The following is a 23,080-nucleotide window of genomic DNA, read 5'->3' as shown; positions in this document are numbered from 1 at the left end:
ACAGCAACCCTCAAGGCCTCCATGACCACTCAACTCAAAATCGATTTCGTGTCCGACGTCTCCTGCCCCTGGTGCGTGATCGGCCTCAAGTCCTTGGACCAGGCGCTGGAGCGCGTGCGCGGCGACATCCAGGCCGAGCTGCACTTTCAGCCCTTTGAACTCAACCCGAAGATGGCGCCCGAAGGCCAGGAAATCACCGAACACATCACCGAGAAATACGGCATCACGCCCGCGCAGGCCCAGGCCAACCGCGAGAACATCCGCGCGCGCGGCGCGCAGGTGGGTTTCAAGTTCAGCATGGCCGACGAGCCCGGCGGCGGGCGCAGCCGCATCTACAACACCTTTGACGCGCACCGCCTGCTGCACTGGGCCGAGCTGGAAGGGGTGGGCAAGCAGAAGGCGCTGAAGGAACTGCTCTTCAAGCGCTACTTCACCGACGGCCAGAGCCCGGCTTCACACGAGGTGCTGGCGAAAGCGGCTGCCGAAGCGGGGCTGGATGAAGCCCGGGCGCGCGAAGTGCTGGCCTCAGGTGAATATGCCGGCGAGGTGCGCGAGCGCGAGCAGTTCTACCTGACCCAGGGAATTCACTCGGTGCCTGCCGTCATCATCAACGACCGCCACCTGATTTCCGGCGGGCAACCCGCGGAAGTGTTTGAACAGGCCCTGCGGCAGATCGCCGCGGCGGGCTGAGCGCGGTTTCTGCGTTTCCAGCGGCCCGCCCCCAGCGCTTTCACGCAAGAGGACGAAACGTCAAGCACAGGAGTTTGTCATTCATGCCTTACGAACTTCACTACTGGCCCACCATCCAGGGGCGCGGCGAATTTGTCCGGCTGGCACTGGAGGCCGCAGGCGCCGACTACCTGGACGTGGCGCGTGGCTGTGAGGGCGACGGCCAGGGCATTCCCGCCATGATGCACTTCATGGAGAGCGCGGACGTGCCGCACCCGCCCTTCGCGCCGCCGTTTTTGGGGGACGGAAAAACCATCGTCGGGCAGTCGGCAGCCATCCTGCTTTACCTGGGTCCGCGCCTGGGCCTGGTGGGCAAGAGCGAGGCTCAACGCCTGTGGACGCACCAGCTGCAGCTCACGATTGCCGACGTCGTGGCCGAGGCGCACGACACCCATCATCCGGTGGGAACCGGCCTGTATTACGAAGACCAGAAGAAGGAAGCGCTGCGCCGCGCAAAAGAATTCAGGACGGCTCGCGTGAAGAAATTTCTGGGCTGGTTTGAAACCGTGCTTGAGCGCAACCCGCGCGGCAGCGCGTATCTGTATCTGGTGGGTGGCCGGCTGAGCTATGCCGACCTTTCACTGTTCCAGCTGGTGGAAGGGCTGCTGTATGCGTTTCCCAAGGCGGCCCGCCGCGCACTGAAAACCATGCCGCGCGTTGTGGCCTTGCACGACAGCGTGGCCCAGCACCGGCGCGTGGCAGCCTATCTCGCGAGCGAGCGGCGCATTGCCTTCAACGAAGACGGCATCTTTCGCCGTTACCCGGAGCTCGATGCCTGAGTGGCCGGGTCTTCAGTTGCAGCGCTGTTGCCATCGCCTGCGTACGCCAAAGTCCAGATCTTCCACTTTGTTGTTGCTCCTGTTTTGATAGCTGCCTGCGCTGTTCCTGAAAGGCCTGTAGGCCGAAATTCCGCAAATTTCTGACGCGACAACCTGGCCGGGGCGTGCGCGGCGTTCTCCTACAACGGAGGCTGTGCTTGCCTGACCGCGCAGTGCATCCCTGGGTTGCACCATCAATCTACCTGCCTGGCAATCATCATCACATCACGATGGTGCGAGCAACGTCCGGGCAGTTTTTTTACAACGCTGCAAGAGACAAAGGAGTACACCATGGCAAAGGAACAGCACGATCAGAATCTTGATCCCATCAGCAAGGAACCGGGCGCCCATCCGGTTGGAACCGGTATCGGCGCAGCGGCGGGTGGTGTTGCCGCCGGCGCGGCTGCTGGAACGGTGGCCGGACCGGTGGGTGCGGTGGTGGGCGGCATTGCAGGCGCCGTGGCTGGTGGCCTGGGCGGCAAGGAAGCTGCCGAAGCGCTGGACCCGACCGCAGAGGAAGCCTACTGGCGCGGCAACTACAACCGTGAAAGCTATTACGAAGACGGGCGGCCCTTTGACGACTATGCGCCGGCCTACCGTCTGGGGCTCTATGGCCGGCAGGAGTATGCGGGTTCATTTGACGAAACCGAAAGCCGCTTGCGGACCCACTGGGATACGAAAAGAGAGCGTTCCACATTGACCTGGCCACAGGCCAGGGAGGCGAGCCGCGCGGCATGGAGCAGGGTTGAGAGCCTGTACCCGGGTGCTTTTGAAAATGCCGCTGCAACGGGCGATGCAACAGTGGACGACGATGAAGACGTCATCGAAAACCTGAATGACCTGCTCGAGTCCTGCCGTGACGGCGAGTATGGTTTCCGCGAATGCGCCGAGCACACCAAGGCGCAGGACGTCAATACACTGCTGCTTCGCCATGCCGATGAATGCCGGGCTGCGGGCCTGGAGCTGCAAACCCTGATTCGCCAGCTCGGCGGGAAGCCCGACGAAGGCGGCTCGGTCAGCGGTGCATTGCATCGCGGATGGGTTTCCGTGCGGGCCACGCTGAGCGCGTTGAGCGACCAGGCGATGCTCAACGAGTGCGAGCGCGGCGAAGACGCTGCAGTGGCACGCTACCGCAAAGCCCTGAAGCGTAATTTCCCCGCCGGTATCAGAGCCGTGGTGGAACGCCAGGCCCAGGGCGCACAGCGCAACCATGACCAGGTGAAAGCCCTGCGCGACGCGCTGAAGACTGCTTCATAACTGACAAGGACTGGCGCTCACACAGGAATCAATTGTTTTTTGTCGGCACTCGAGGCTCGGCAAACCAAGGGGCGGCATCTGTCGCCCCTTTTTTTATTCCTCCATGTCGGGAGTGGCCTCGTTAGTTCTTCAAGCTGCTCGCGCAATCCACCTGGGCGTCGAGCTGTACGCCGTTGCGTGAATAGTCAGCATCGGTGACCTTGCAGCCGGAGCGCAGTTCAATCGCCTGCAGCAACACTGCGCGGCCCGCAGGGGTCGATATGACGCTGCCGCCTTTTGACCCTGGAGCAATGGCTGTCCAGGTGCCGGCTGTCAGCTGGCTGATGAGATAGGTCTGCCCGTCCACGCTGACGGGGTGCGGGGGCGGCTCTGCTGTTGTGCCGGCACATCCGGCCAGGCAGATGGCCGCAAACATGCCGGATGGCCATCCACGGTTTTTCATGAAAGGGGGCCGGACAGGCTGCTTTTGATTGCAACCATGGAAGGTATCGGCGTGGCGACAGTTTCGGCTTTGGGCTCGGGCGCCTTGGGTGGCGCTTTGGGAACCTTGTTGTCGGGGCAGCCGGACAGGAAAAACAAGGTCGCCAGTACAAAGGGCAGGTAGGGTTTCATGGGTGTCTCCAGGTGCGTTCTATGGCGCTGTCTGAATAATAGGACGCAGCCGGCAACAGGGCCAGCCCTTGGGCCGCAAGTCGCGGCGAATGCCTACACCCGGCGCGAAGGTGAGCCCGTCACACCCATGCGCTGCAAGGCCTCGCTAAGGCTGCGTGCCGGCTTTTGGCTGGCGGCCGGGGTCGCGCATTGCTGTTGAGCGGGCCCGTGGGCACTGGGGTGCCGAGCCGCGGGCGGACAGGAGTCAGGCGGTGCGGGCGACCGGTTTTCTGCGTCCGGCAGTGTCTTGCCTCGGAGCTCCGCGGCCATTCGCCGACCTTCAGTCTGCAGGTAAAGCGTCAAATCCATTTCATCGAGCTGCTTCATGGTGAGCATTTCTGGTTCATTCCTTGAATAAGGCCGGGCAAACAGAACTCTTTATCCAAGCGAATCTAGGCTCAAGCCCTTCACCAGCGTGTCAGGCCATCGGCCTTCGGTCTGTAGGAGTGCAACGACAACCCAGGCAGGGCCGCCGTGAGGGCTATTTCGCGGCCGGTGGCGCCTTGAAGCCCACTTGTTTCATGGCGGCGGTGAGCCCGTTGCGTGATGCCTCGTAAGTCTCCCAGGGCTGGTTGCCGATGGCCAGGCGCCCGCCCAGGGTTTGCGCCGTCCAGTGTGCGCCGCCGGTCAGTGAGGCCAGTTCATCCCAATCGACAGGGACGGACACGCCGAGGCCCGGCCGGGCACGCATGGACCACGCCGCGACGGTGGTGGCGCCAAATCCATTGCGCAGGTAATCCGGAAAAATCTTGCCGATGCGGTTTTTAGGGCCGCTCTTCGCGGCAAAGCGCTGGGGGATCACGGCGGCCAGGTGCATCACGATGGCATGCGAAAAATCCTTCACGGTGTCGAAATCGTATTGCCGCTTGAGCGGCACCACCACGTGCAGGCCTTTGCCGCCGCTGGTTTTCAGGAAATTCGCGAGCTTCAGTTCGTCAAGGAAAGCGCGCACCAGCTGCGCGGCCTCCTGAACCTGCGGCCAGGCAACGCCTTCACCCGGATCCAGGTCGAACGTCATGCGGTCGGGCTTGTGGATGGCGCGCGTGGTGGCGTTCCAGGTATGGAACTCGATCACGTTGATCTGCGCGGCCGCCAGCAGAGCGGCGGCGGAGGGAACTTCCAGCAGCGGACCATGGCCGGGGTCCAGCGCGGGGTCCAGCAATTTGATGCCGGGAATTGACGTAGCTTCGGCATGCTTCTGGAAGAACAGCTCACCACCTATGCCCGAAGGCGCGCGCACCAGCGCGGTAGGCCGGGCTTTGAGGTGCGGCAGCATCAGCGCCGAGACCTGCGCGTAGTGCTCGACCACGTTTTGCTTGGTGAAGCCGGTGCTGCTGTCGATCACCCGGTCAGCGTGCGTGACACGCAGGGACTTCAGCGCTGCTGGGGCGGACTTCGCGGTCTTTTTTTCAGGGACGTTCAGGCTACCCTTCGCGCCGGGTTTTTCGGTGGAGGTTTTTTGGGCGGGGTTCACGGTAGTGCCTTTCTTGCCGCGCTCCAGGACGGCGGGTTTTTCACGGAGGATGTTTGTTGCGGGTTTGTCGGTGCGCAGGCCCTGGAATACGGAGTGGCGGATATGGCCGCCATGGGTCCATTCACCAAAGGCCACTTCGGCCAGCAAACGCGGCTTGACCCATTGGCCTTTGACGCCGGCGGGCAGCTTTGCGAACGGGCTGCGATCGGTGTGAAGTTTTTCCAGCCGGGCTTTCAGTGTGTCCAGCATCTCGTCGTTGAAGCCGGTGCCGACATTGCCGGCGTATTGAAGCGCACCTTCTTCATCGTGGACGCCCAGCATCAATGCGCCCAATCCGATGCGCGAGCCTTTGGGTGCGGTGTAACCCCCAATCACGAACTCCTGGCGCAACTGGGTTTTGAGCTTGATCCAGTCCCGCGAGCGGCGTGACACGTAAGCCGAGTCCACGCGTTTGCCGATCACGCCCTCCAGCCCGACCCGGCGGGCCGAGGCCAGCAGGTCCTGTGGCGTTTCTTCAAATGTGTCGCTGAAGCGGATGCTGTCCTGGGGGTGGCGGGTGACGAGCGTGCACAGGGCTTCGCGGCGCTGGGCCAGCGGCAGCTGGCGCAGGTCCAGCCCGTCAAAAAATGGGAGATCGAACACGTAGTAAAGAATGTCCGCCGTACTCGCATGGTCGAAAGCGTTTTGCAGCGCGCCGAAATCGGGGACGCCGCGTTCGTTCATCACCACGATCTCGCCATCGATCCAGCCTGAAGGCAGTTCCAGCGCAGCCACAGCCTTGGCAAGCCTGGAAAGCTTGTCGGTCCAGTCGTTGCCCTTGCGTGTGAAAAGGCGAACTGATGAGCCGTCGATACGCGCCAGCAACCGGTAACCGTCGTATTTGATTTCATAAACCCAGCCTTCGGGGCTGGCGGGCGGGCGCGTGACCAGCGTGGCCAGTTGCGGCGCGAGCGTTTCGGGCAGCTTCGCCTTGATGGCGCCTTCGGGAATGCTTGCATCAGCTTGTTTTGGGCGTGCCTTGGCCCGGGTTTTTTTGACAGGCGCCGTCAGCGCTTTCTTTACGGCGGTGCTGGCTGTGGCATCGCGCGGCAGAGGCTTGCCCGAGAGCACGCTGTTGGGCAGCGCCTTGAGTACGTCAAACTCTTTTTCGGCGCGGGCATGCTCGTCGTGCTCTTTGATCAGCAGCCAGGGTTCATGGGATTCGTCGCCTCGCCCGTGCATGCGCACCAAGGTCCAGCCGCCCTTGAGCTTTTCGCCATGCAGTTCAAACTTGAGCTTGCCGCTTTTGAACCCCTTCACCGGGTCGCCGATCGGCGTCCACAAGCCGCGGTCCCACACGATCACGTCGCCCGCTCCGTATTGTCTGGCCGGGATGCTGCCCTCAAAACCAGCGTAGGAAAGCGGGTGGTCTTCTACATGCACGCCCATGCGCTTGACGGCGGGGTCCAGGCTGGGGCCCTTGGGGACGGCCCAGCTTTTGAGGGTGCCTTGCAACTCCAGACGGAAGTCGTAGTGCAGCCGGCTCGCGTCGTGCTTCTGGATGACGAAGCTGAGGGCTTTATCCGAGCGGGCGCCGCCGTGAGCGGGCTCCGGCGTACGCGCGAAGTCACGCTTGGCGCGGTAGTTTTTCAGCAGGTCGCGGGCGCCCATGTCGTCGGCTCATGCGGCCGGAACTCAGGCGGCGCGCCGTCTTGCGGGCGCATGCGAGGGCGATTTGGCTGCGGTTTTCTTGCGCGCCGGGGTTTTGGTGGACGCCTTGGTCGTGGCTGCCGCCTTGGCTTTGGGTCCGTCGCCGCCGCCTTTACGCAGGCTGCGCTGCAGCAATTCCGTCAGATCGATGATCTTGGCGCTGGAGCGGCCTTCGGTCTCTTCTTCCTCCGGCTGCACCACATTCTCCAACTTGCCTGCTTTGGCCTTGCGCTTGACCAGCGCCATGATGTCGTCCTTGAAGGAGTCGGTGAACTGATCGGGCTTCCACTTGCCGGTCATGTCGTCCACCAGCTGTTTGGCCATGGCGAGTTCCTTGTCGGTCAGGCCGGCGGCCTTGGCGCCTATGGGCGGCAGATTGAGCTCTTCCAGCGACCGTATGTCTGCACCCCAGCGCAACAGGTTCAATATCAAGGCAGGCCCCGAGGGCACCAGCACGGCCAGGTGCTGCTTGGTCTGGATGATTACGCGGGCGATGCCCACGCGCTGGGTTTTCAGCAGGGTGTCGCGCAGCAATGCATAGACTTTCTGGCCTTTGTTGATAGGGGCGACGTAGTAGGGGCGCTCGAGGTATACAAAGGGTATGTCGGTGTTGGGCACAAAGCTTTCGATCTCGATGGTCTGCGTGGTCTTGGGGTAGGCGGACTTGATCTCTTCTTCAGACAGCACCACGTACTGGCCGTCTTCGTACTCGACGCCTTTGACGATGTTTTCCTTGGTGATCTCTTTGCCGGTGCGCTTGTTGACGCGCTTGTAACCCACGGGGTCCATGCTGCGCTTGTCCAGCCAGTCGAAATCAATGCCGCTTTCCGAGGTGGCCGAATGCAGCGCTACGGGGATGTGAACCAGGCCGAAACTGATGGCCCCTTTCCATAAAACGCGCGATGCCATGGTGTGAGTCTTTCTGCTGATGATTGCGGGCTGGCCTGAGGGAGTGCAGGCCACAACGATCAGGCCAGTCTCCGGCCCACATGCATGCAGGTGTGTCGGTGTGCGATGGGGTACGGGCGTCGTCCGGAACCGACTGTTCGCATGGGGTTTGTCCTACGGGTTGGGCCTGCGTGCAGCACGCACAATCGGCAGCAACTTTTCAAGGAGCCGACCCATGCTTTCACGCCGCACCGTCACCCGAGTTTCCCTTGCCGCGATGGCCGTAGCCGCCGCCGCCATCACGGGCTGCGGCGTGATGAACAAGCAATCCAGCCTGGTCGCATTCACCACGCAGCTTCGCGGCGCCAATGAGGTGCCCGCCAATGCCAGCATCGGTAGCGGCTCGGTCGATGCCGTTTTCGATACCAGCACCAACCTGCTGCGCTGGAAAGTCAATTACACCCGTCTGACCGGTCCGGCGACTGCGGGACACTTCCATGGCCCGGCCGCCATCGGCGCGAACGCCGGTGTTGCTTTGGGGTGGGCCAGCCCCATCCGCAGCCCCATGGACGGCAGCGCCACGCTGACAGCCGCCCAGGCCGCCGACCTGATGGCGGGCCGCTGGTATGCCAACATCCACACAGCCGCCTATCCCGCAGGGGAAGTACGCGGCCAGATGACGATGGTGCGTAACTAGGGCCTCCCGAAGAGGCCCCTCGGGCCTGCCTTGATAAATGGTTGCGGGCGCAACCGGATCGGTTTATAGTTGCGGACGCAACCATAAACTTGCTCGGCCGCTACATGATCAAGCTCGACAGAACCCTGACCTACCGCCTGCACCTTCTGCACAAACTGACGGACATTGAAAGCCAGCGTGCTTATGTGGCGGACGCGCGCCTGTCGATGAGTGATGCCCGTTGCCTCACGGCCGTGGGCACCTTCGCGCCGCTGTCGGTGAACGACCTCGCGCAAAAAGCCAACCTCAATAAAGGCCAGGCCAGCCGCGCGGCCCAGTCGCTGGTCGCTCAGGGCCTGGTCGTCAAGGCCGCAAGTCCGACGGACGGACGTGGCGTGGTGCTGACACTGACCCCCAAAGGCAAGAAAGCATGGCAGCGCACCATGGAAGTGGTGGGCCAGCGCAACCATGATATTTTTGGCGTGCTGAGCGCGGCCGAGCGCATGCAACTCAGTGATTTTTTCGACAGGCTGATCGAGAAGGCGAAGGCCGGCGGTGGTGAGCCCGGCGATGCCGAAGAATGATGGCGTCGATTCGTTGAACTGAACATTGCTGAACATTGCTGAACATTGCAGATTCCCGGGAGAAACATCCATGAGCACCAACACCTTGCATTACCAGTCCGGCTTCGGCAATGAATTTGCCAGTGAGGCAATTGCCGGCGCGCTGCCGCAAGGGCGTAACAGCCCGCAACGCGCGCCGCACGATCTGTATACCGAGCTGATTTCCGGCACCGCTTTCACCGCGCCGCGCGCCGAGAACCGCCGCACCTGGATGTACCGCCGCCAGCCTTCTGTGATGGCAGGTGGCTACAAGCCGTATGAACAGCCGCAGTGGACGACCGGCGCGGCGGGTGGCTGTGCCGTGCCGCCCAATCCCTTGCGCTGGAATCCATTCGCCATTCCCCCCGAGCCGCTGGATTTTGTGGACGGCATTCGCACTGTGGCCGCCAACGGCGACGCCGAAGCGCAGACGGGCATGGCCGCGCAGGTGTATGTCGCCAATCGTTCCATGTCGCAACGCGCGCTGGTCAATGCCGACGGCGAGATGCTGCTGGTGCCGCAGCAGGGCCGGCTGGTGGTCACGACCGAGCTGGGCGTCCTGGATGTCAAGCCCGGTGAAATCGTGGTGGTGCCGCGCGGCATGGCCTTCAGCGTGACCTTGCTTGACGGCGCATCGCGCGGCTACGTCTGTGAAAACTACGGCGCCCACTTTCGCCTGCCGGAGCTCGGCCCGATCGGCTCCAATGGCCTGGCCAACGCGCGTGACTTTCTGGCGCCCACGGCGGCGTTCGACAGCGCGCCTGCGCCTGATGGCGGCTTTGAAATCGTCAAGAAATTCGGCGGCCGCCTTTGGTCTGCCAGGCAGCCGGCAAGCCCTTTCAACGTGGTCGCGTGGCACGGCAACCTGGTGCCTTACAAGTACGACACAGCGAATTTCATGACTATCGGCTCCATCAGTTATGACCATCCGGATCCGTCCATCTTCACCGTGCTGACCTCGCCCTCGGACACAGTGGGCACGGCCAACTGCGACTTCGTGATCTTTCCGCCACGCTGGCTGGTGGCCGAGAACACCTTCCGCCCGCCCTGGTACCACCGCAACCTCATGAGCGAATTCATGGGCCTGGTCTATGGCCAGTACGACGCCAAGCCCGAAGGCTTCAAGCCCGGCGGCGCGTCGCTGCACAACTGCATGGTGCCGCACGGCCCGGACACCGAAGCCTTCGAGAAAGCCAGCACGGCCGCACTGGCGCCGCACAAGCTGGACAACACGCTGGCTTTCATGTTTGAAAGCCGCTACCGCTTCATTCCCACGGCCTATGCGCTGGAGGGTGGGGCGCTGGATGCCGGCTACAGCAGTTGCTGGGCCGGGCTCAAAGACCAGTTCAAGGGCTGACGCGCATGAACCAGTCACTCAACGCCACCCACGACCTTGGGCTGCGCAGCTGGGTCGCATCTGCGAATGACGCGGGAACAGACTTTCCCATCCAGAATCTGCCGTTTGGCACCTACAGCCAGGGGCCGCAGGGCGCGCGCAAGATCGGCGTGGCTATTGGCGACCAGGTGCTGGATGTTCGGGCGGCCGGGCTGCTCGATACCGGTGATATGAACGGGTTGATGGCACAAAGCCTGGCGACAACGAGCGCGCTGAGAGCGGCGATCTCGCGAGGCCTCGCAGAGGGCAGCTCAAAGCAGGCTGAGTGGAAGAACTTTTTGTCCCCCCAGGATTCGGTGACCCTGCACCTGCCTTGCCGCATCGGCGACTACACCGACTTTTACACCGGCATCCACCACGCCACCACCGTCGGCAAGCTGTTTCGGCCCGATGCGCCGCTGCTGCCCAATTACAAGTGGGTTCCCATCGGCTACCACGGCCGCGCGTCGTCCATCGGCGTGAGCGGCCAGGCCTTTCCCCGCCCGCTGGGCCAGACCAAAGGCCCGGACGACGCGGCGCCCGCGTTGCGGCCCACCCAGCGACTCGACTACGAACTGGAACTCGGCGTGCTGGTGGGGCAGGGGAACGCGCTGGGCGAGCCCATCGCCATGGCTCAGGCTGAAGCACATGCCTTTGGCATGGTGCTGCTGAACGACTGGTCGGCGCGTGACGTGCAGGCCTGGGAATACCAGCCGCTCGGCCCGTTCCTGTCCAAAAACTTCGCCAGCACCCTCTCGCCGTGGGTCGTCACGATGGAGGCACTGGCGCCGTTTCGCGCACCGTTCGTACGGCCCGAAGGCGACCCGCAGCCCTTGCCGTACCTGGACTCGGAAGGCAACCGCCGCCTGGGCGGTATGGATGTGGCGCTGGAAGTGTGGATAGAGACGCAGGCCATGCGGGAAGCCGGCCGGGGCCCCGAGCGCCTGTCGCAGTCGAACTTTCGTGACGCCTACTGGACGGTGGCGCAGCTGCTCACGCACCACACCGTCAACGGCTGCAACCTGCAGCCCGGCGATTTGCTGGGCTCGGGCACGCTGTCAGGCCCGGCGCCGGAACAGGCCGGCTCGTTGCTGGAGCTGAGCTCGGGCGGCAAGAATGCGTTGACCTTAACCAATGGCGAAAGGCGCACCTTCCTGCAGGACGGGGACGCCGTCATCCTGCGTGCAAGCTGCGCGCGTGAAGGCTTTCGGCGCATTGGTTTTGGCGAATGCCGGGGGCAGGTGCTGCCGGCCAGGCGGCCGTAGTGAAGCCTGGAGGAGAGTGTTTTGCTATTAATTTAATAGCATCTTGCGCCCGATGTATAAGGGCTACAGGCTCTTTTCATAGGTAAAAACACGGTTTTTGGCCCGTGAGGCGGGTTTCAATGCACAAAGGCGGCCTTGAATCACTTTTAGCTCCCGTTTCAGCCCGGCTTCTGCCTCGCCCCTTGGCAAGACTTTCCAATGGGCTGCTGCTGATACTTCGACCGGCAACGAAGCATCACGCCAGCCATCTGGGCAAAAATGACGCCCATGCATCCCGAACACGTCCTTGCGGCGCCCAGCCACCCTAACCCCTATCCTTATTACGCCGCGCTGGTGGCCGGCCCACCGCTGGTGTTTGACGCACCACGCAAGCTCTGGGTCGCGACCAGTGCGGCAGCGGTCAATGCCGTGCTGGGCAACCCGGCATGCCGTGTGAGGCCGGCGGCTGAGCCCGTGCCGCAGGCCATCGTCGGGTCGGCGGCGGGTGAGGTGTTCGGCCACCTGGTTCGCATGAACGACGGCCTCCGGCACGACGCACCCAAACTGGCCTTGCAGCGTTTCCTGGCCGCGCTGGATCTGGACCGTGTTGGCGAGCACACCGGGTTGATTGCGGCGAAGGCCATGGGTGGCGAACCCCTGCGCGGAGCGGCGTTGTCGCAGTGGGCTTTTGATGTGCCGGTGATGGCAGTCGCTGACGCCCTGGGTTTTGCGCAGGCCGAACTGCCGCGCGTTGCGGGCTGGACGCGCGACTTTGTGGCGTGCCTTTCGCCGCTCAGCACGCCGGAGCAACTGGCTGCGGCGGGTGATGCTGCAGCGGCCTTGCTGGCAAGGTTCTCGGCACTGATGCAGGCGGACGCAAGCCCGGGCAGCGCCGTCGCCCGTGTCCGGCTGGAAGCGCAGAAGACGGGCTGGCATGACGCCGCAGCGTTGCTCGCCAACCTGGTCGGCCTGCTGTCGCAGACCTGCGAGGCGACCGCCGGCCTTGTCGGGAACAGCCTGGTGGCCCTGGCCACGCAACCGGGCCTGGCCGAAACAGTGGGTCAGGACAGGAGCAAGCTGCTTCAGATGGTGAACGAGGTCAGCCGCCACGACCCGTCTGTCCACAACACGCGCCGCTTTGTGGCGGAGGCAACAGAGGTGGCGGGGGTCTCCCTGAAGGCGGGCGATGCCATCCTGGTGGTTCTGGCGGCCGCCGGCCGTGACGCCTTGTGCAACCCGGAGCCCGACCGGTTTTTGCTGGACCGCGCGAGCCGTGAGGTGCCCGGCTTTGGCCGGGGAGCGCACAAGTGCCCCGGGCAGTCGCTGGCCTGCACCGTCGCCGCCGCGGCCGTCCAGGCCTTGCTGGATTCAGGCAAGCTGCAGTTGCCGAAACCGGGAGGCTGGCACTACCGGCCTTCCATGAACGCCCGCATCCCGGTTTTTTCTGATGGATACCACGACTGAAAGCCCCACATGATCGCCATCATTTTTGAAGTGCAGCCCGCCGAGGGCAGCATGCAGACCTATCTTGATATTGCTGCTGCGCTCAAGCCGCAGCTCGAGCAAATTGACGGCTTTATTTCCATTGAGCGGTTTCAAAGCCTGAGCAACCCGGGCAAGCTGCTATCGCTTTCATTCTTCAGGGACGAAGCCGCGGTGCTGGAATGGCGCCGTCTCGAGTCCCACCGCAAGGCGCAAAGCCGCGGGCGCGGCGGCGTGTTTGCGGATTACCGCCTGCGCGTGGCCCACGTGCTGCGTGACTACGGGCTGAATGAGCGCGACGAGGCGCCGGCGGACAGCCGCGAGCAGCACGGCTAGGCGCTGCGGGGCCTGGCGCGCTTCCAGCGGGGCGGCCACCACCACCAGCTCAGCAACACCAGCAGGCCGAATCCGGTATAGGCCACCATGAACACCCACGCCGGCGCGTTGAAGAAGATCAGCCGCGACAGCCAGTGCTCGATGAAGGAGCCGCCATAACTGGCTTGCCCGGCCTGCAACCTCAGGGCCTGCTCCCAAATGGTGAGCGGGCAAATTTCGCCCAGCCAGCTTTGCGCCACCACAAAGCCGATCAGCGCCAGATGCGTGAGCCTGACCCACGGCGCGCGAACCCAGGCCCAGCCGCGCCAGCCGCCTGCCATGAACAGCAGCTGGCCGAGCACGGCAAAGGCGACGATAGCGACGTGCAACACAAGGATCGAATCTGCTAGCAGGGCAGCGGTGAAAGGGCTCATGGGTGTGTGAGGAGTCAGTAAAGCGTGTTTATTCGCGGCTGTTCGTGGCCACGCGGCCACTTTAAACGCGCCAATCGTGCATTGAGAGGTGTTTGTAGGGCTTAAATGCCGAATAAAGAGGCAAAACTCAGGGTAAACCTTACAATGGAGGGTTACCCCAAAAGCCCATGAACGCCCCTGTCGACGTCTCCTTTTTTACGCGCGCCGCCAAGCCGCTCACCAGTTACCGCAAGTACTGGGCGGCCCGCTTTGGCACGGCCAAATTTCTGCCCACCACGCGGGCCGAAATGGACGCGCTCGGCTGGGACAGCTGCGACATCATCATCGTCACGGGCGACGCCTATGTAGACCACCCGAGCTTCGGTATGGCCGTCATTGGCCGCATGCTGGAGGCGCAAGGCTTTCGCGTCGGCATCATCGCCCAGCCCGACTGGCAAAGCGCCGAACCCTTCCGCGTGCTGGGCAAGCCCAACCTGTTCTTCGGCGTCACCGCCGGCAACATGGACTCGATGATCAACCGCTACACGGCTGACCACAAGATCCGCAGCGACGACGCCTACACGCCCGGCGATGTGGGCGGCAAGCGCCCCGACCGCGCGGCGCTGGTGTATTCGCAGCGCTGCCGCGAAGCCTACAAAGACGTGCCCATCATCCTGGGCGGCATTGAAGGGTCTCTCCGCCGCATCGCGCATTACGACTACTGGTCTGACAAAGTACGCCGCAGCGTGGTGGTCGATGCGAAGTGCGACCTGCTGCTCTACGGCAATGCCGAACGCGCGATTGTCGAAATCGCCCACCGCCTGGCGGCCAAGGAGCCGGTGGCCAACATTACTGACGTGCGCGGCACGGCCTTCATCCGCCGCAGCGGCGACGAAACCGCCAATGGCTGGTTCGAGATTGACTCCACCAGCGTGGATGCGCCAGGCCGGGTCGAGGCGCACGTCAACCCATATTTGATGATCTCCGACCAGGCGCGAGAGCAGGGTGCCACCTGTGCGCGGGAAGACGAAGCCGCTGAAGTGGCGGTTGAGGCTGAAGCAAAGGGCTCGCCGGTGCTCGCCAAGGTCGTCAAGCCCGCCGCCGCAGCCAACCCGGCCATCAAGCCGCTGACTTTCGTGGCCAACCCGAACCTGCCGTCCACAGTGCACACCGCGCAGGGCAAGATCAAGGTCCCGCCGCGCGACCGCTCCGTTATTCGTTTGCCGTCGTACGAGCAGGTCAAGAGCGATGCGGTGCTGTATGCCCACGCCAACCGCGTGCTGCACCTCGAAACCAATCCCGGCAACGCCCGCGCCCTGGTGCAGGCCCACGGCGAGGGCGCCACGGCGCGCGATGTCTGGATCACGCCGCCACCCATCCCGCTGACCACGGCCGAGATGGACTACGTGTTCGACCTGCCTTACGCACGCTCACCGCACCCGCGCTATGCCGACGAAAACGGCAGCCACGACGGCGCCACCAAGATCCCGGCCTGGGAGATGATCCGCTTCAGTGTCAACATCATGCGCGGCTGCTTCGGCGGCTGCACCTTCTGCTCCATTACCGAGCACGAAGGCCGCATCATCCAGAGCCGCTCCGAAGACTCGGTCATCCGCGAGATCGAGGCGATCCGCGACACCGTCAAGGGCTTTACCGGCGCGATCTCCGATCTGGGTGGCCCCACCGCCAACATGTACCGCATCGGCTGCAAGTCGCCCGAAATTGAAGCCGCCTGCCGCAAGCCGAGCTGCGTGTATCCGGGCATTTGCTCCAACCTCAACACCGACCACAACCCACTCATCAAGATGTACCGCCGCGCGCGGGCCTTGAAGGGCGTGAAGAAGATTCTCATCAGCTCGGGCCTGCGCTACGACCTGGCCGTGCAAAGCCCTGAGTACGTGAAGGAGCTTGTCAGCCATCACGTGGGCGGCTACCTCAAGATCGCGCCCGAGCATACCGAGCAGGGCCCGCTCACCAAGATGATGAAGCCGGGCATCGGCAGCTATGACAAGTTCAAGCAGATGTTCGACAAGTACAGCCTCGAAGCCGGCAAGAAGCAGTTTTTGATTCCGTACTTCATCGCCGCCCACCCGGGCACCAGCGACGAAGACATGATGAACCTGGCGATCTGGCTCAAGAAAAACGGCTTCAGGGCCGACCAGGTGCAGACGTTTTACCCGAGCCCGATGGCCACGGCCACGACGATGTACCACACCAACAAGAACCCGCTGCGCAAGATCACGCGCGACAGCGAGACGGTGGACATCGTGCGCGGTGAGCGCCGCCGGCGCCTGCACAAGGCCTTTTTGCGCTACCACGACCCCAACAACTGGCCGGTGCTGCGCGAGGCGCTCAAAGCTATGGGCCGCGCTGATTTGATCGGCAACGGCAAGCACCATTTGATCCCGACCTTCCAGCCGATGACCGACGGCAGCTATACCAGCGCGCGGCGCAAGAACTCGACCGGCACGGCCACCACGGTGAAAGCTTCGCCGGTGGTCAAGGGGCGCCTGCTGACGCGCCACACGGGTTTGCCGCCGCTGGCACAGGGCGCCGGTGGCAAGCCCGGGGGCCGTAAAGGCCGCTAGGCGCTGCCAAAGCAGATATTTCGAGAAAAAAGGCTCCGATGGGGCCTTTTTTACGAGTGAAATTGGCTTTGCGCCCAATAAGAATGGGCGCAAGCAGCTATTGAATTGATAGCGACTGCGTGCGCGCACCAGCAGCTTTGGCGCGCCCGGCCAAGCCTGGCGGGTGCTTTATTCCAACAATATTCCAACAATATTTCCCCAACGTGAATCCTTTTGCCCGCATGACCCCTCCTTGCAGCGATGCCGCGTTTTTGACGGCAGCCAAAGGAGATTTCATGTTCTATCGAAAAAATGTGGGGCCCAAAGAGCGTTGGGCGCGTGGCGTGTCCGGTGCCTTGATGGCCGTCTGCGGCCTGCTGGTGCTGGGTGTGACGCCGCTTGGTTTGCTCGCGGCCTGCGCCGGCGTGGTCGCAGTGCTGACCGGGCTGTTTGGTTTTTGCCCGGCTTGCGCCGTGGTGGGTCGCAGGCTGGAAAAGCCGGGCCCTTGGTGATGGTCATTGAAACGGCCCTTTTTGCCGCAGCGCAGGCCGGTGACCCGGCCGCGCTGGCTTCGCTGCTTCGGCAGCTTCAGCCCGATGCCCGCCGCTACGCCCGCTATCAGTGCCACCGCGGCTCTGCTATCGAAGACGTGGTGCAGGAGGCGCTCATCATCATCTACCGCCGCGTCGGCACCGTGCGCGACGCTGGTGCGGTGGCCGGCTGGATGTTCAGAATCGTCGCGCGGCTGTGCATGCTGCCGGCGCTTGCGCTGATGCGCGGCACCCAGGCGCTTTCCGACCACGACGAGGGTCAGTACTTCGCGCAGATGCCGCAGGACGAACTGCGCATCGACCTGGTCCGTGCGCTGGAATCCCTCCCGCTGATGTACCGCGAGGTGGTGCTGTTGCGCGACATGGAGCAGCTCACCATCACCGAGATCGCGCAGCGCCTGCAGCTCACCCGCGAAGCCACCAAAAGCCGCATCCACCGGGCGCGTGCCATGGTGCGTGAATACCTGCGGCCTGATGGAGCTACGCGCGAGAAGACCGGCGCATGACGCGGTTTTACGTCATGGACTTCTTGTAGCCAGCAGAAGAGGGTAGTTACGCCCGCATGTGATGGGGTTCTCTGGCAAGATAAGTAGAGGCAAGCCGCCAGGCCTCAGACCTTCTACTGGCCCTGGCTTCATTCACACCTTCTGGAGACACCATGGACATTGCCCGCAAAGCACTTGCCGCTTTCACCATGGCCGCCGTGCTGGCCTGTGCCTGGCTGGCGCCGCTGGATGCGCCCGCCATGCGGCAGGTGGATGCCGGCCTGAAAAGGGCGCTGCTGAGTTTTGCCACGGCCAGGCTGCTCAACGGCGTGATTTCGGTGGCGCAGGGGACCGAAGCGTCGGTGCAGCCTTTCGGCGTGGGTGTCACGTTTGCACCCGGGCAAATCCTGGATCCCGTCAACGACCTGGTGGAGCAGTTTTCGCATTTGATGCTGGCGGCCAGTGTTGCCTTTGGCGTTCAAAAAGCCTTGATCAGCATCGGCAGCTACTGGCCGGTATCGCTGGCGCTGAGTGCCACAGTGCTGGGCTGGTGGTGGTGTTACCTGCGCAGGCCGCAGGTGCCTTTGTGGCTCTCAAGGTTGCTGGTGATTTTGCTGATGCTGCGCTTTGCGGTTCCGGTGGTCACCTTGGGTACCGACCTGCTGTGGCAAAAATTCCTGGCAACTGACTACGCCGCCAGCCAGCAATTGATCGACAGCGCCACCGGTACGGCCAGCCAACTCAATTCCCCGGCTGCTGCAGCACCTGACAACCGCGGCCTGGTGGACAGCCTGAAAGACTGGCTGGCAAAGAACGGCGACGTGACAAAACACTTCGAGAACCTCAAGCGGGCCGCAGAGCAGGCCACCGAGCACATCGTCCGGCTCATCGTGATTTTTGTGCTGCAGACGCTGGTGATCCCCTTGCTGCTTTTGTGGGCCCTGTACGGTTTTGTCAGGCAGGTGTTGCTGGGGCAGCGCTGGCAAAGGCGGCCGGCAGCCTCCACCCTGTATTGATGCGTGAAGGCGCCGGCGCATCCGGTTTATGCATCAAATCGGCCCTTCGCCCAATAAGGACGAGCGCGAGCAGCTCCTAATTTGATAGCGACTGCAGCGGGATGTCCTTGTCCTGCGCCAGCTTGTCCAGCTCCTTGCGCGTCTTGCCCAGAAGCCAGGCTTCAATCGCCGCATGTGTGGCGGGCGCAAACATGGCCTTCATGCTGGAGGCCGCCACGCCGGCTGCTGCGCACAGGCTCGCGGCAAAGTGCGGCTCCAGCGCGGCGAGCGCCACGCGTCCGTCCTTGCAGCGGTACACACGGTAGCCCGCATGCCCGCCGCCCACTGCCGCGCCGGGCTGGGTCAGTCCCCAGGCGCGGGGCAGGGCCAGGTAAGCCGCCGCGCCGGAAAGGGCCACTTCAAGAAAGACACCTTTGCCCTTCGCCCGCTGGTGCATCACGGCCTGCAGCACGGCTGCGCTGGCCATTAACGAGCCGCCCATGTCGGCGTACAGCGTGGCGGGCAGGTCCACACCGGTGATCAGGTCGTTCTGCGCGAGGTAGGTGAGGTCATGGCCCGGCTCGTCAGCCCGTTCCCCCGGGCTGCCGACGATGGCGACCTGGCTCAGGTGCGGGTGCTGTTGGTGCAGTGCTTTCCAGGTCAGCCCCAGCTTGGCCAGCGCGGCTGGCCTGAAAGAGGTGAGCAGCACATCGGTTTTGGCCAGTTCGCGGTGCAGCAGCGTCTGGCCGCGTCCGGTTTTCAGGTCGGCTGTGGCGATGCGCACACCCGCATGCAGGGTTGCATAGGCGGTGGGGTTGTAGAGCTTCATCGGGTCACCCGATGCGCCGGCCGGCGCGCCTTCGTGCGGCGGTGGTTCCAGCTTCACGCAGCGGGCGCCCATTTCGCGGCAGCGCATCAGGGCCGCCGGGCCCGGCAGGTTGAGCGCCAGGCTCAGCACCCGCACACCCTTGAGTGACTGCATCGGCTGGACTGCCGTGGCGGTGGAGGCTGTTTTGCGGGCGGGGGCGGGTTTGGAGGGTGAGGGCGGCATGGAGGAGGTCACTGTGAACGGGCAGGGGCCGCAAAGCGTCGGGCACCGGGCGGTTGTGGGGTCAATTTACCTCAAACCCTTGAGCGGCGGCTTCACAGGTGTCCTAGCCGGCTGGCTGGCGAAGAAGAAAATTTCTGTTTTATGACTATTAATTATTGTTTTACAGTAATTATTTTGAGACACTGGAGGCCTTTAAACAAGGCAAAGAGGTGCTCCCTTGAAAAATACGGCAACTCCCATGGCCCCCGCCGGGCCGGATGTCCAGGGTATTAGCAGCGTGCTGGCCTGGGCTTGTGCCTTGCTGGCGGTGGCATTGCCGCTGGCGGTGGCTTACCACCTGCTCAGTACGCCCGTTGAAAGCCTGCTGTTGCGCGCCGGGGTTGTGTTGTCGGCCTCGCAAGCCGCGGCGCTTGATGTCACGCTGGCCCAAAAAAGCTTTGCCGCCTTGCTGGGCGTGCTGCCGGTGTGCTGCGCGTCGTACGGGCTGGTGTGTGCCATGCGCTGCTTCTCCGGCTTTTCGCAGGCCGAATATTTCAGTGTGCGCACTGTCAAATATCTTCGCGGTTTTGCCGCCGGCATTTTTGCGTCGGTGGTGGCCAGCGTGGTGTCTTCAACGCTGATCACCCTGGTGCTGACATCGGGTGCACCGGCCGGCCAACGTGCGCTGTCCCTGGGCATGGGCAGCAATGAACTGCTGACGCTGCTGTTTGCCGGCATGGTCTGGCAAATCGCCGCCGTGATGGCGCGGGCAGTGGCACTGGCCGAAGAGAACGCGCAGTTCGTCTGACTCTTTCGCCGCTCACCGCATGCCCATCGTCGTCAAACTCGATGTGATGCTGTCTGAACGCAAGGCCAGGTCCAAAGACCTGGCCGCGTATGTCGGCATCACCGAAGCCAACCTGTCCTTGCTCAAACAGGGCAAGGTCAAGGGCGTGCGCTTTGACACGCTGATGCGCATTTGCGAGTTTCTCGACTGCCAGCCGGGGGACCTGCTGGTTTCCCGGCCGGACGACACCACCTGATCCACTGCTTCGGAGCTTTCTCATGAAACGTCTTGCCATCGCCGCGGCCCTGGTCGCCCTGCTCAGCGCCTGCGCCGATATCAACTGGGAACAAACCGCCAAGGAGTCCGTCAAATCGGCTTGCCGGGGCGCGGGCAATTGCAGTATTCCCTGTGACCGCGCCAATCCGGCCACCTTCAATGATCCGCAATGCCTGACGGGCGGCAGGCGTCCGTCGCCATAATGATCTTCATGAAATTCAAGAAAAAAATCTCCGCAGCTGGGCGGGCAACATGAGCGCCAGCGCCGAATTTGTCCGTTATGTGCAGGAGCTGCTGGTGCCATTGGGAGATATCCGCGATGGAAAGTTCTTTGGCGGCCATGCGATGAAGCACGGTGGAAAGCAGTTCGCCATGGTCATGGGCAATACCCTGTACTTCCGGGTGGATGACGCCTCGCGGCCGGCGTATGAGAAGAAGGGCTCCAGGCCCTTCAGCTACTCAACAAAGAACGGTGTGGTGCAGGTGCGCAAGTACTATGCCGCGCCCGCGGAGCTGCTCGATGACCCGGCGCAGTTGCTGGTGTGGGCCCGGCAGGCGATCAGTGCAGCGGGTGCCTGATTTACGCCACTCCGAAAAAGTTCAGGCTTAAAGCGGCAAGCCCACGTAGTTTTCGGCCAGTGCCGTTGACGCTGCCTGCGAATGGATCAAGTAATCCAGCTCGGCCTCCTGGAGCTTTTGCCCGAAGCCACCTGCATCGGGAAACTTGTGCATGAGCGAGGTGAACCACCAGGAGAAGCGCACAGCCTTCCAGACGCGGCGAAGGCAGGTGTCTGAATAGCTGTTGATGCCGGCTTCGCTGCCCGCATAAAACTCTGCCAATGCGCGAGCCAGGTACCGGACGTCGCTGGCCGCCAGATTCAAACCCTTGGCGCCCGTGGGCGGCACGATGTGGGCCGCGTCGCCCGCCAGGAAGAGGCGGCCGAAGCGCATGGGCTCGGCAACAAAACTGCGCAGCGGCGCAATGCTTTTTTCAATCGAGGGGCCTGTGACCAGGCTTTCCGCCAGCTCGGGCGCCAGGCGGCGGCGCAGCTCGTCCCAGAAGGCGTCGTCGCTCCAGTTCTCCACCTTGTCGTCCAGCGGGCATTGCACGTAATAGCGGCTGCGGGTGTGGCTGCGCATGCTGCACAAGGCAAAACCACGCGCATGGTTGCTGTAGACGAGTTCGTGGGAAACCGGCGGTGTCTCCGACAGCACGCCCAGCCAGCCGAAAGGATAGACGCGCTCAAAGGTCTGCAGCGCATTGGCCGGCACGCTGGCGCGGCTCACGCCGTGAAAGCCGTCACAGCCGGCGATGAAGTCGCATTCCACTTCGTGCGCCACGCCGTGCTGCACATAACGCACTTTGGGGTGTGGCCCGTCAAAGTCATGAAGGCTCACGTTTTCGGCTTCATAGGCGGTTGCCAGGCCTGCTGCAGCGCGCGCGTCCATCAGGTCGCGTGTGACTTCCGTCTGGCCGTAGACCATCACCTGCTTGCCGCCGGTCAGTTGCTGCATGTCAATGCGGTGATGGGCGCCGCCAAAGCCCAGGGCAAAGCCGCCGTGCACCAGGCCTTCCTTGTGCATGCGGCCGCCTACGCCGACCTCGTCCAGCAGGTCGGTCGTGCCTTGCTCCAGCACGCCTGCGCGTATGCGTCCCAGCACGTATTCCTTGCTGCGCTGCTCAATCACGATGGCATGGATGCCGGCCTTATAAAGCAGCTGGCCCAGCAAATGCCCGGCGGGGCCGCCGCCCACGATGGCTACCTGTACGCGCATGGTGTCTCCGTTTAATTTGTCGGGCAATGTGCCCCATGCGAGAAGGTTATGCGGCTGCGTGCGCCGTGCCCAGCGCGTGGCCGCGGCTTTGCACGATGTCCGGCTCACTTGTGCGATGATCGCGCAATGGTCACTTCAAAAACCGTTTCGAAACCCGGCGCTTTCCCGATCGCCAAGCCCGACATGATTGAAGGCATGGCCAAAGGCATGGCCGTGCTCGAGAGTTTTGACACGCAGCGCCAGCGCCTGAACGCCACGCTGGCGGCGGAACGCGCGGGCATCACGCGGGCGGCCGCGCGCCGCCACCTGCTCACGCTCACACACCTGGGTTACCTCGAAACCGACGGCAGTTATTTCTGGCTGGCTGCCAAGGTGCTGCGCTTTTCAGGCAGCTACCTGGCCACCGCACGTCTGCCGCGCGCTGTTCAGCCCGCGCTGAACCGGCTGGCCGCACAAACGCAGGAGTCGTTTTCCGTTGCAGTGCTGGACGGCGACGAGATTGTCATCATTGGCCGTAGCGGTTTTGAGTGGAAGTCACCGGCAGACAGCGGCAGGGCGGCGCCGGCGCGCGTGCTGGCCTACGGATTGCACCTCGGTGCGCGCCTGCCGGCGCATGCGACTTCCACCGGGCGCGTGCTGCTGGCGGCCAAAACAAAAACCGGGTTCAATGCCTGGCTGAAAGCCAGGACCGACACAGGCAACCTGGCCCGGCTGACCCTGCACACGACGACCGACCCGCGCAAACTTCGCGCCCTTATTGACCAGGTGCGGCTGGACGATTACTGCGTGGCCAGCGAAGAGCATGAGCTGGGCGTGCATGCGCTGGCCGTGCCGCTGCGCGACATGCAGGGGCACACGGTGGCCGCGCTCAATGTGGTGTCGTCGCCGCAGCGGCTGCGTGCAGACCTGCTGCAAAAAGAGCTGCTGCCGCTGTTGCTGGACGCGGCGCGCGAGTTGCGGTCACTGTTGTAGAGTGTCCACCCCGCATCTGGTTTCAATA

The 23,080-nt window shown here is 63.3% G+C and carries 26 protein-coding genes; 18 read left to right on the top strand and 8 right to left on the bottom strand.

Annotated elements, in window-relative coordinates; all coding sequences use genetic code 11:
- Window positions 1-21: 21 nt before the first annotated feature.
- The 3 genes from AC1D1J_RS02515 to AC1D1J_RS02505 all read left to right on the top strand — a co-directional run bounded on the left by AC1D1J_RS02515 (window position 22) and on the right by AC1D1J_RS02505 (window position 2,804).
- Entirely contained in the window at window positions 22-690 is a 669-nt protein-coding gene (locus AC1D1J_RS02515; RefSeq protein WP_477693805.1) for a DsbA family oxidoreductase, read from the top strand.
- Window positions 691-773: 83 nt separating this feature from the next.
- Window positions 774-1,508 (top strand): glutathione S-transferase, encoded by a 735-nt coding sequence (locus tag AC1D1J_RS02510; RefSeq protein ID WP_477693804.1) that lies wholly within the window; start codon window positions 774-776, stop codon window positions 1,506-1,508.
- Between the two features lie 330 nt (window positions 1,509-1,838).
- Window positions 1,839-2,804, top strand: coding sequence for a ferritin-like domain-containing protein (locus AC1D1J_RS02505; RefSeq protein WP_477693803.1), 966 nt, complete (start codon window positions 1,839-1,841; stop codon window positions 2,802-2,804).
- Between the two features lie 121 nt (window positions 2,805-2,925).
- Here the strand turns inward: AC1D1J_RS02505 and AC1D1J_RS02500 are convergent, their stop codons facing one another.
- The 4 genes from AC1D1J_RS02500 to ku form a co-directional block, all read right to left on the bottom strand.
- Entirely contained in the window at window positions 2,926-3,246 is a 321-nt protein-coding gene (locus tag AC1D1J_RS02500; RefSeq protein ID WP_477685729.1) for a hypothetical protein, read from the bottom strand.
- Complete coding sequence (locus tag AC1D1J_RS02495) at window positions 3,243-3,416, bottom strand: hypothetical protein (protein WP_477665924.1); 174 nt, start codon at window positions 3,414-3,416, stop codon at window positions 3,243-3,245. Before AC1D1J_RS02495 ends, AC1D1J_RS02500 begins: the two co-directional genes overlap by 4 nt.
- A gap of 520 nt (window positions 3,417-3,936) precedes the next feature.
- Window positions 3,937-6,579, bottom strand: a complete 2,643-nt coding sequence (ligD, locus tag AC1D1J_RS02490) for a DNA ligase D (RefSeq protein ID WP_477693802.1) — start codon at window positions 6,577-6,579, stop codon at window positions 3,937-3,939.
- Between the two features lie 24 nt (window positions 6,580-6,603).
- Window positions 6,604-7,527 (bottom strand): non-homologous end joining protein Ku, encoded by a 924-nt coding sequence (gene ku, locus AC1D1J_RS02485; protein WP_457280715.1) that lies wholly within the window; start codon window positions 7,525-7,527, stop codon window positions 6,604-6,606.
- A 214-nt stretch (window positions 7,528-7,741) separates the two neighbouring features.
- On the opposite strand from ku, the gene AC1D1J_RS02480 reads away from it, so the two are divergent.
- The 6 genes from AC1D1J_RS02480 (at window position 7,742) to AC1D1J_RS02455 (ending at window position 13,221) form a co-directional block, all read left to right on the top strand.
- Window positions 7,742-8,203, top strand: coding sequence for a CHRD domain-containing protein (locus AC1D1J_RS02480; protein WP_477693801.1), 462 nt, complete (start codon window positions 7,742-7,744; stop codon window positions 8,201-8,203).
- A gap of 104 nt (window positions 8,204-8,307) precedes the next feature.
- Window positions 8,308-8,766, top strand: coding sequence for a MarR family winged helix-turn-helix transcriptional regulator (locus AC1D1J_RS02475; protein WP_477693800.1), 459 nt, complete (start codon window positions 8,308-8,310; stop codon window positions 8,764-8,766).
- A 70-nt stretch (window positions 8,767-8,836) separates the two neighbouring features.
- Window positions 8,837-10,141, top strand: coding sequence for a homogentisate 1,2-dioxygenase (hmgA, locus tag AC1D1J_RS02470; protein WP_477693799.1), 1,305 nt, complete (start codon window positions 8,837-8,839; stop codon window positions 10,139-10,141).
- 5 nt (window positions 10,142-10,146) lie between these two features.
- A complete protein-coding gene (gene fahA, locus AC1D1J_RS02465) occupies window positions 10,147-11,424 on the top strand; it encodes a fumarylacetoacetase (protein ID WP_477693798.1) in 1,278 nt (425 codons plus the stop codon).
- A 267-nt stretch (window positions 11,425-11,691) separates the two neighbouring features.
- Window positions 11,692-12,867 carry a cytochrome P450 gene (locus tag AC1D1J_RS02460; protein WP_477693797.1) on the top strand — a complete coding sequence of 392 codons (1,176 nt, stop codon included), beginning with the start codon at window positions 11,692-11,694 and terminating at the stop codon, window positions 12,865-12,867.
- 9 nt (window positions 12,868-12,876) lie between these two features.
- The gene (locus AC1D1J_RS02455; RefSeq protein WP_477693796.1) at window positions 12,877-13,221 is read left to right on the top strand and encodes an antibiotic biosynthesis monooxygenase family protein; all 345 of its coding nucleotides are present in this window, start codon (window positions 12,877-12,879) and stop codon (window positions 13,219-13,221) included.
- On the opposite strand, the gene AC1D1J_RS02450 is transcribed toward AC1D1J_RS02455, so the two are convergent.
- Window positions 13,218-13,634, bottom strand: a complete 417-nt coding sequence (locus AC1D1J_RS02450; protein ID WP_477693795.1) for a DUF2784 domain-containing protein — start codon at window positions 13,632-13,634, stop codon at window positions 13,218-13,220. The genes AC1D1J_RS02455 and AC1D1J_RS02450 overlap by 4 nt on opposite strands.
- Before the next feature lie 167 nt (window positions 13,635-13,801).
- Here AC1D1J_RS02450 and AC1D1J_RS02445 point away from each other — a divergent pair, with 167 nt between their 5' ends.
- The gene (locus AC1D1J_RS02445; RefSeq protein WP_477693794.1) at window positions 13,802-16,201 is read left to right on the top strand and encodes a YgiQ family radical SAM protein; all 2,400 of its coding nucleotides are present in this window, start codon (window positions 13,802-13,804) and stop codon (window positions 16,199-16,201) included.
- 97 nt (window positions 16,202-16,298) lie between these two features.
- Here AC1D1J_RS02445 and AC1D1J_RS02440 read toward each other — a convergent pair whose 3' ends face one another.
- Complete coding sequence (locus AC1D1J_RS02440; RefSeq protein ID WP_477693793.1) at window positions 16,299-16,478, bottom strand: hypothetical protein; 180 nt, start codon at window positions 16,476-16,478, stop codon at window positions 16,299-16,301.
- On the opposite strand from AC1D1J_RS02440, the gene AC1D1J_RS02435 reads away from it, so the two are divergent.
- The 3 genes from AC1D1J_RS02435 to AC1D1J_RS02425 all read left to right on the top strand — a co-directional run bounded on the left by AC1D1J_RS02435 (window position 16,477) and on the right by AC1D1J_RS02425 (window position 18,232).
- Complete coding sequence (locus AC1D1J_RS02435; RefSeq protein WP_477693792.1) at window positions 16,477-16,692, top strand: YgaP family membrane protein; 216 nt, start codon at window positions 16,477-16,479, stop codon at window positions 16,690-16,692. The two genes, AC1D1J_RS02440 and AC1D1J_RS02435, sit on opposite strands and share 2 nt — an antisense overlap.
- Window positions 16,692-17,237 (top strand): RNA polymerase sigma factor, encoded by a 546-nt coding sequence (locus AC1D1J_RS02430; RefSeq protein WP_477685866.1) that lies wholly within the window; start codon window positions 16,692-16,694, stop codon window positions 17,235-17,237. Before AC1D1J_RS02435 ends, AC1D1J_RS02430 begins: the two co-directional genes overlap by 1 nt.
- Window positions 17,238-17,389: 152 nt before the next feature.
- Window positions 17,390-18,232: a hypothetical protein gene (locus AC1D1J_RS02425; protein ID WP_477693791.1), complete on the top strand. Its 843-nt coding sequence runs from the start codon at window positions 17,390-17,392 to the stop codon at window positions 18,230-18,232.
- Window positions 18,233-18,308: 76 nt separating this feature from the next.
- Here AC1D1J_RS02425 and AC1D1J_RS02420 read toward each other — a convergent pair whose 3' ends face one another.
- Window positions 18,309-19,262, bottom strand: a complete 954-nt coding sequence (locus AC1D1J_RS02420) for a CoA transferase (protein ID WP_477693790.1) — start codon at window positions 19,260-19,262, stop codon at window positions 18,309-18,311.
- A gap of 217 nt (window positions 19,263-19,479) precedes the next feature.
- On the opposite strand from AC1D1J_RS02420, the gene AC1D1J_RS02415 reads away from it, so the two are divergent.
- From AC1D1J_RS02415 to AC1D1J_RS02400, 4 genes are read left to right on the top strand one after another with little or no spacing between them, the layout of a single operon-like run.
- Entirely contained in the window at window positions 19,480-20,049 is a 570-nt protein-coding gene (locus AC1D1J_RS02415) for a DUF2975 domain-containing protein (protein ID WP_477665937.1), read from the top strand.
- 19 nt (window positions 20,050-20,068) lie between these two features.
- Complete coding sequence (locus AC1D1J_RS02410) at window positions 20,069-20,284, top strand: helix-turn-helix domain-containing protein (RefSeq protein ID WP_092127875.1); 216 nt, start codon at window positions 20,069-20,071, stop codon at window positions 20,282-20,284.
- Between the two features lie 22 nt (window positions 20,285-20,306).
- A complete protein-coding gene (locus tag AC1D1J_RS02405) occupies window positions 20,307-20,507 on the top strand; it encodes a hypothetical protein (RefSeq protein ID WP_477665938.1) in 201 nt (66 codons plus the stop codon).
- A 49-nt stretch (window positions 20,508-20,556) separates the two neighbouring features.
- Window positions 20,557-20,883, top strand: a complete 327-nt coding sequence (locus tag AC1D1J_RS02400; RefSeq protein ID WP_477693789.1) for a TfoX/Sxy family protein — start codon at window positions 20,557-20,559, stop codon at window positions 20,881-20,883.
- A gap of 27 nt (window positions 20,884-20,910) precedes the next feature.
- Here the strand turns inward: AC1D1J_RS02400 and pobA are convergent, their stop codons facing one another.
- Window positions 20,911-22,080 carry a 4-hydroxybenzoate 3-monooxygenase gene (pobA, locus tag AC1D1J_RS02395; protein ID WP_457280731.1) on the bottom strand — a complete coding sequence of 390 codons (1,170 nt, stop codon included), beginning with the start codon at window positions 22,078-22,080 and terminating at the stop codon, window positions 20,911-20,913.
- A 126-nt stretch (window positions 22,081-22,206) separates the two neighbouring features.
- Between pobA and AC1D1J_RS02390 the strand changes: the two genes are divergently transcribed.
- A complete protein-coding gene (locus tag AC1D1J_RS02390) occupies window positions 22,207-23,052 on the top strand; it encodes an IclR family transcriptional regulator domain-containing protein (RefSeq protein ID WP_477685744.1) in 846 nt (281 codons plus the stop codon).
- Window positions 23,053-23,080: the final 28 nt, after the last annotated feature.

It is taken from the genome of Polaromonas sp. P1_F8 (assembly GCF_056405635.1).
Note: the sequence above shows the minus strand (reverse complement) of the source record. Positions and strands in the feature narration are given on the sequence as shown.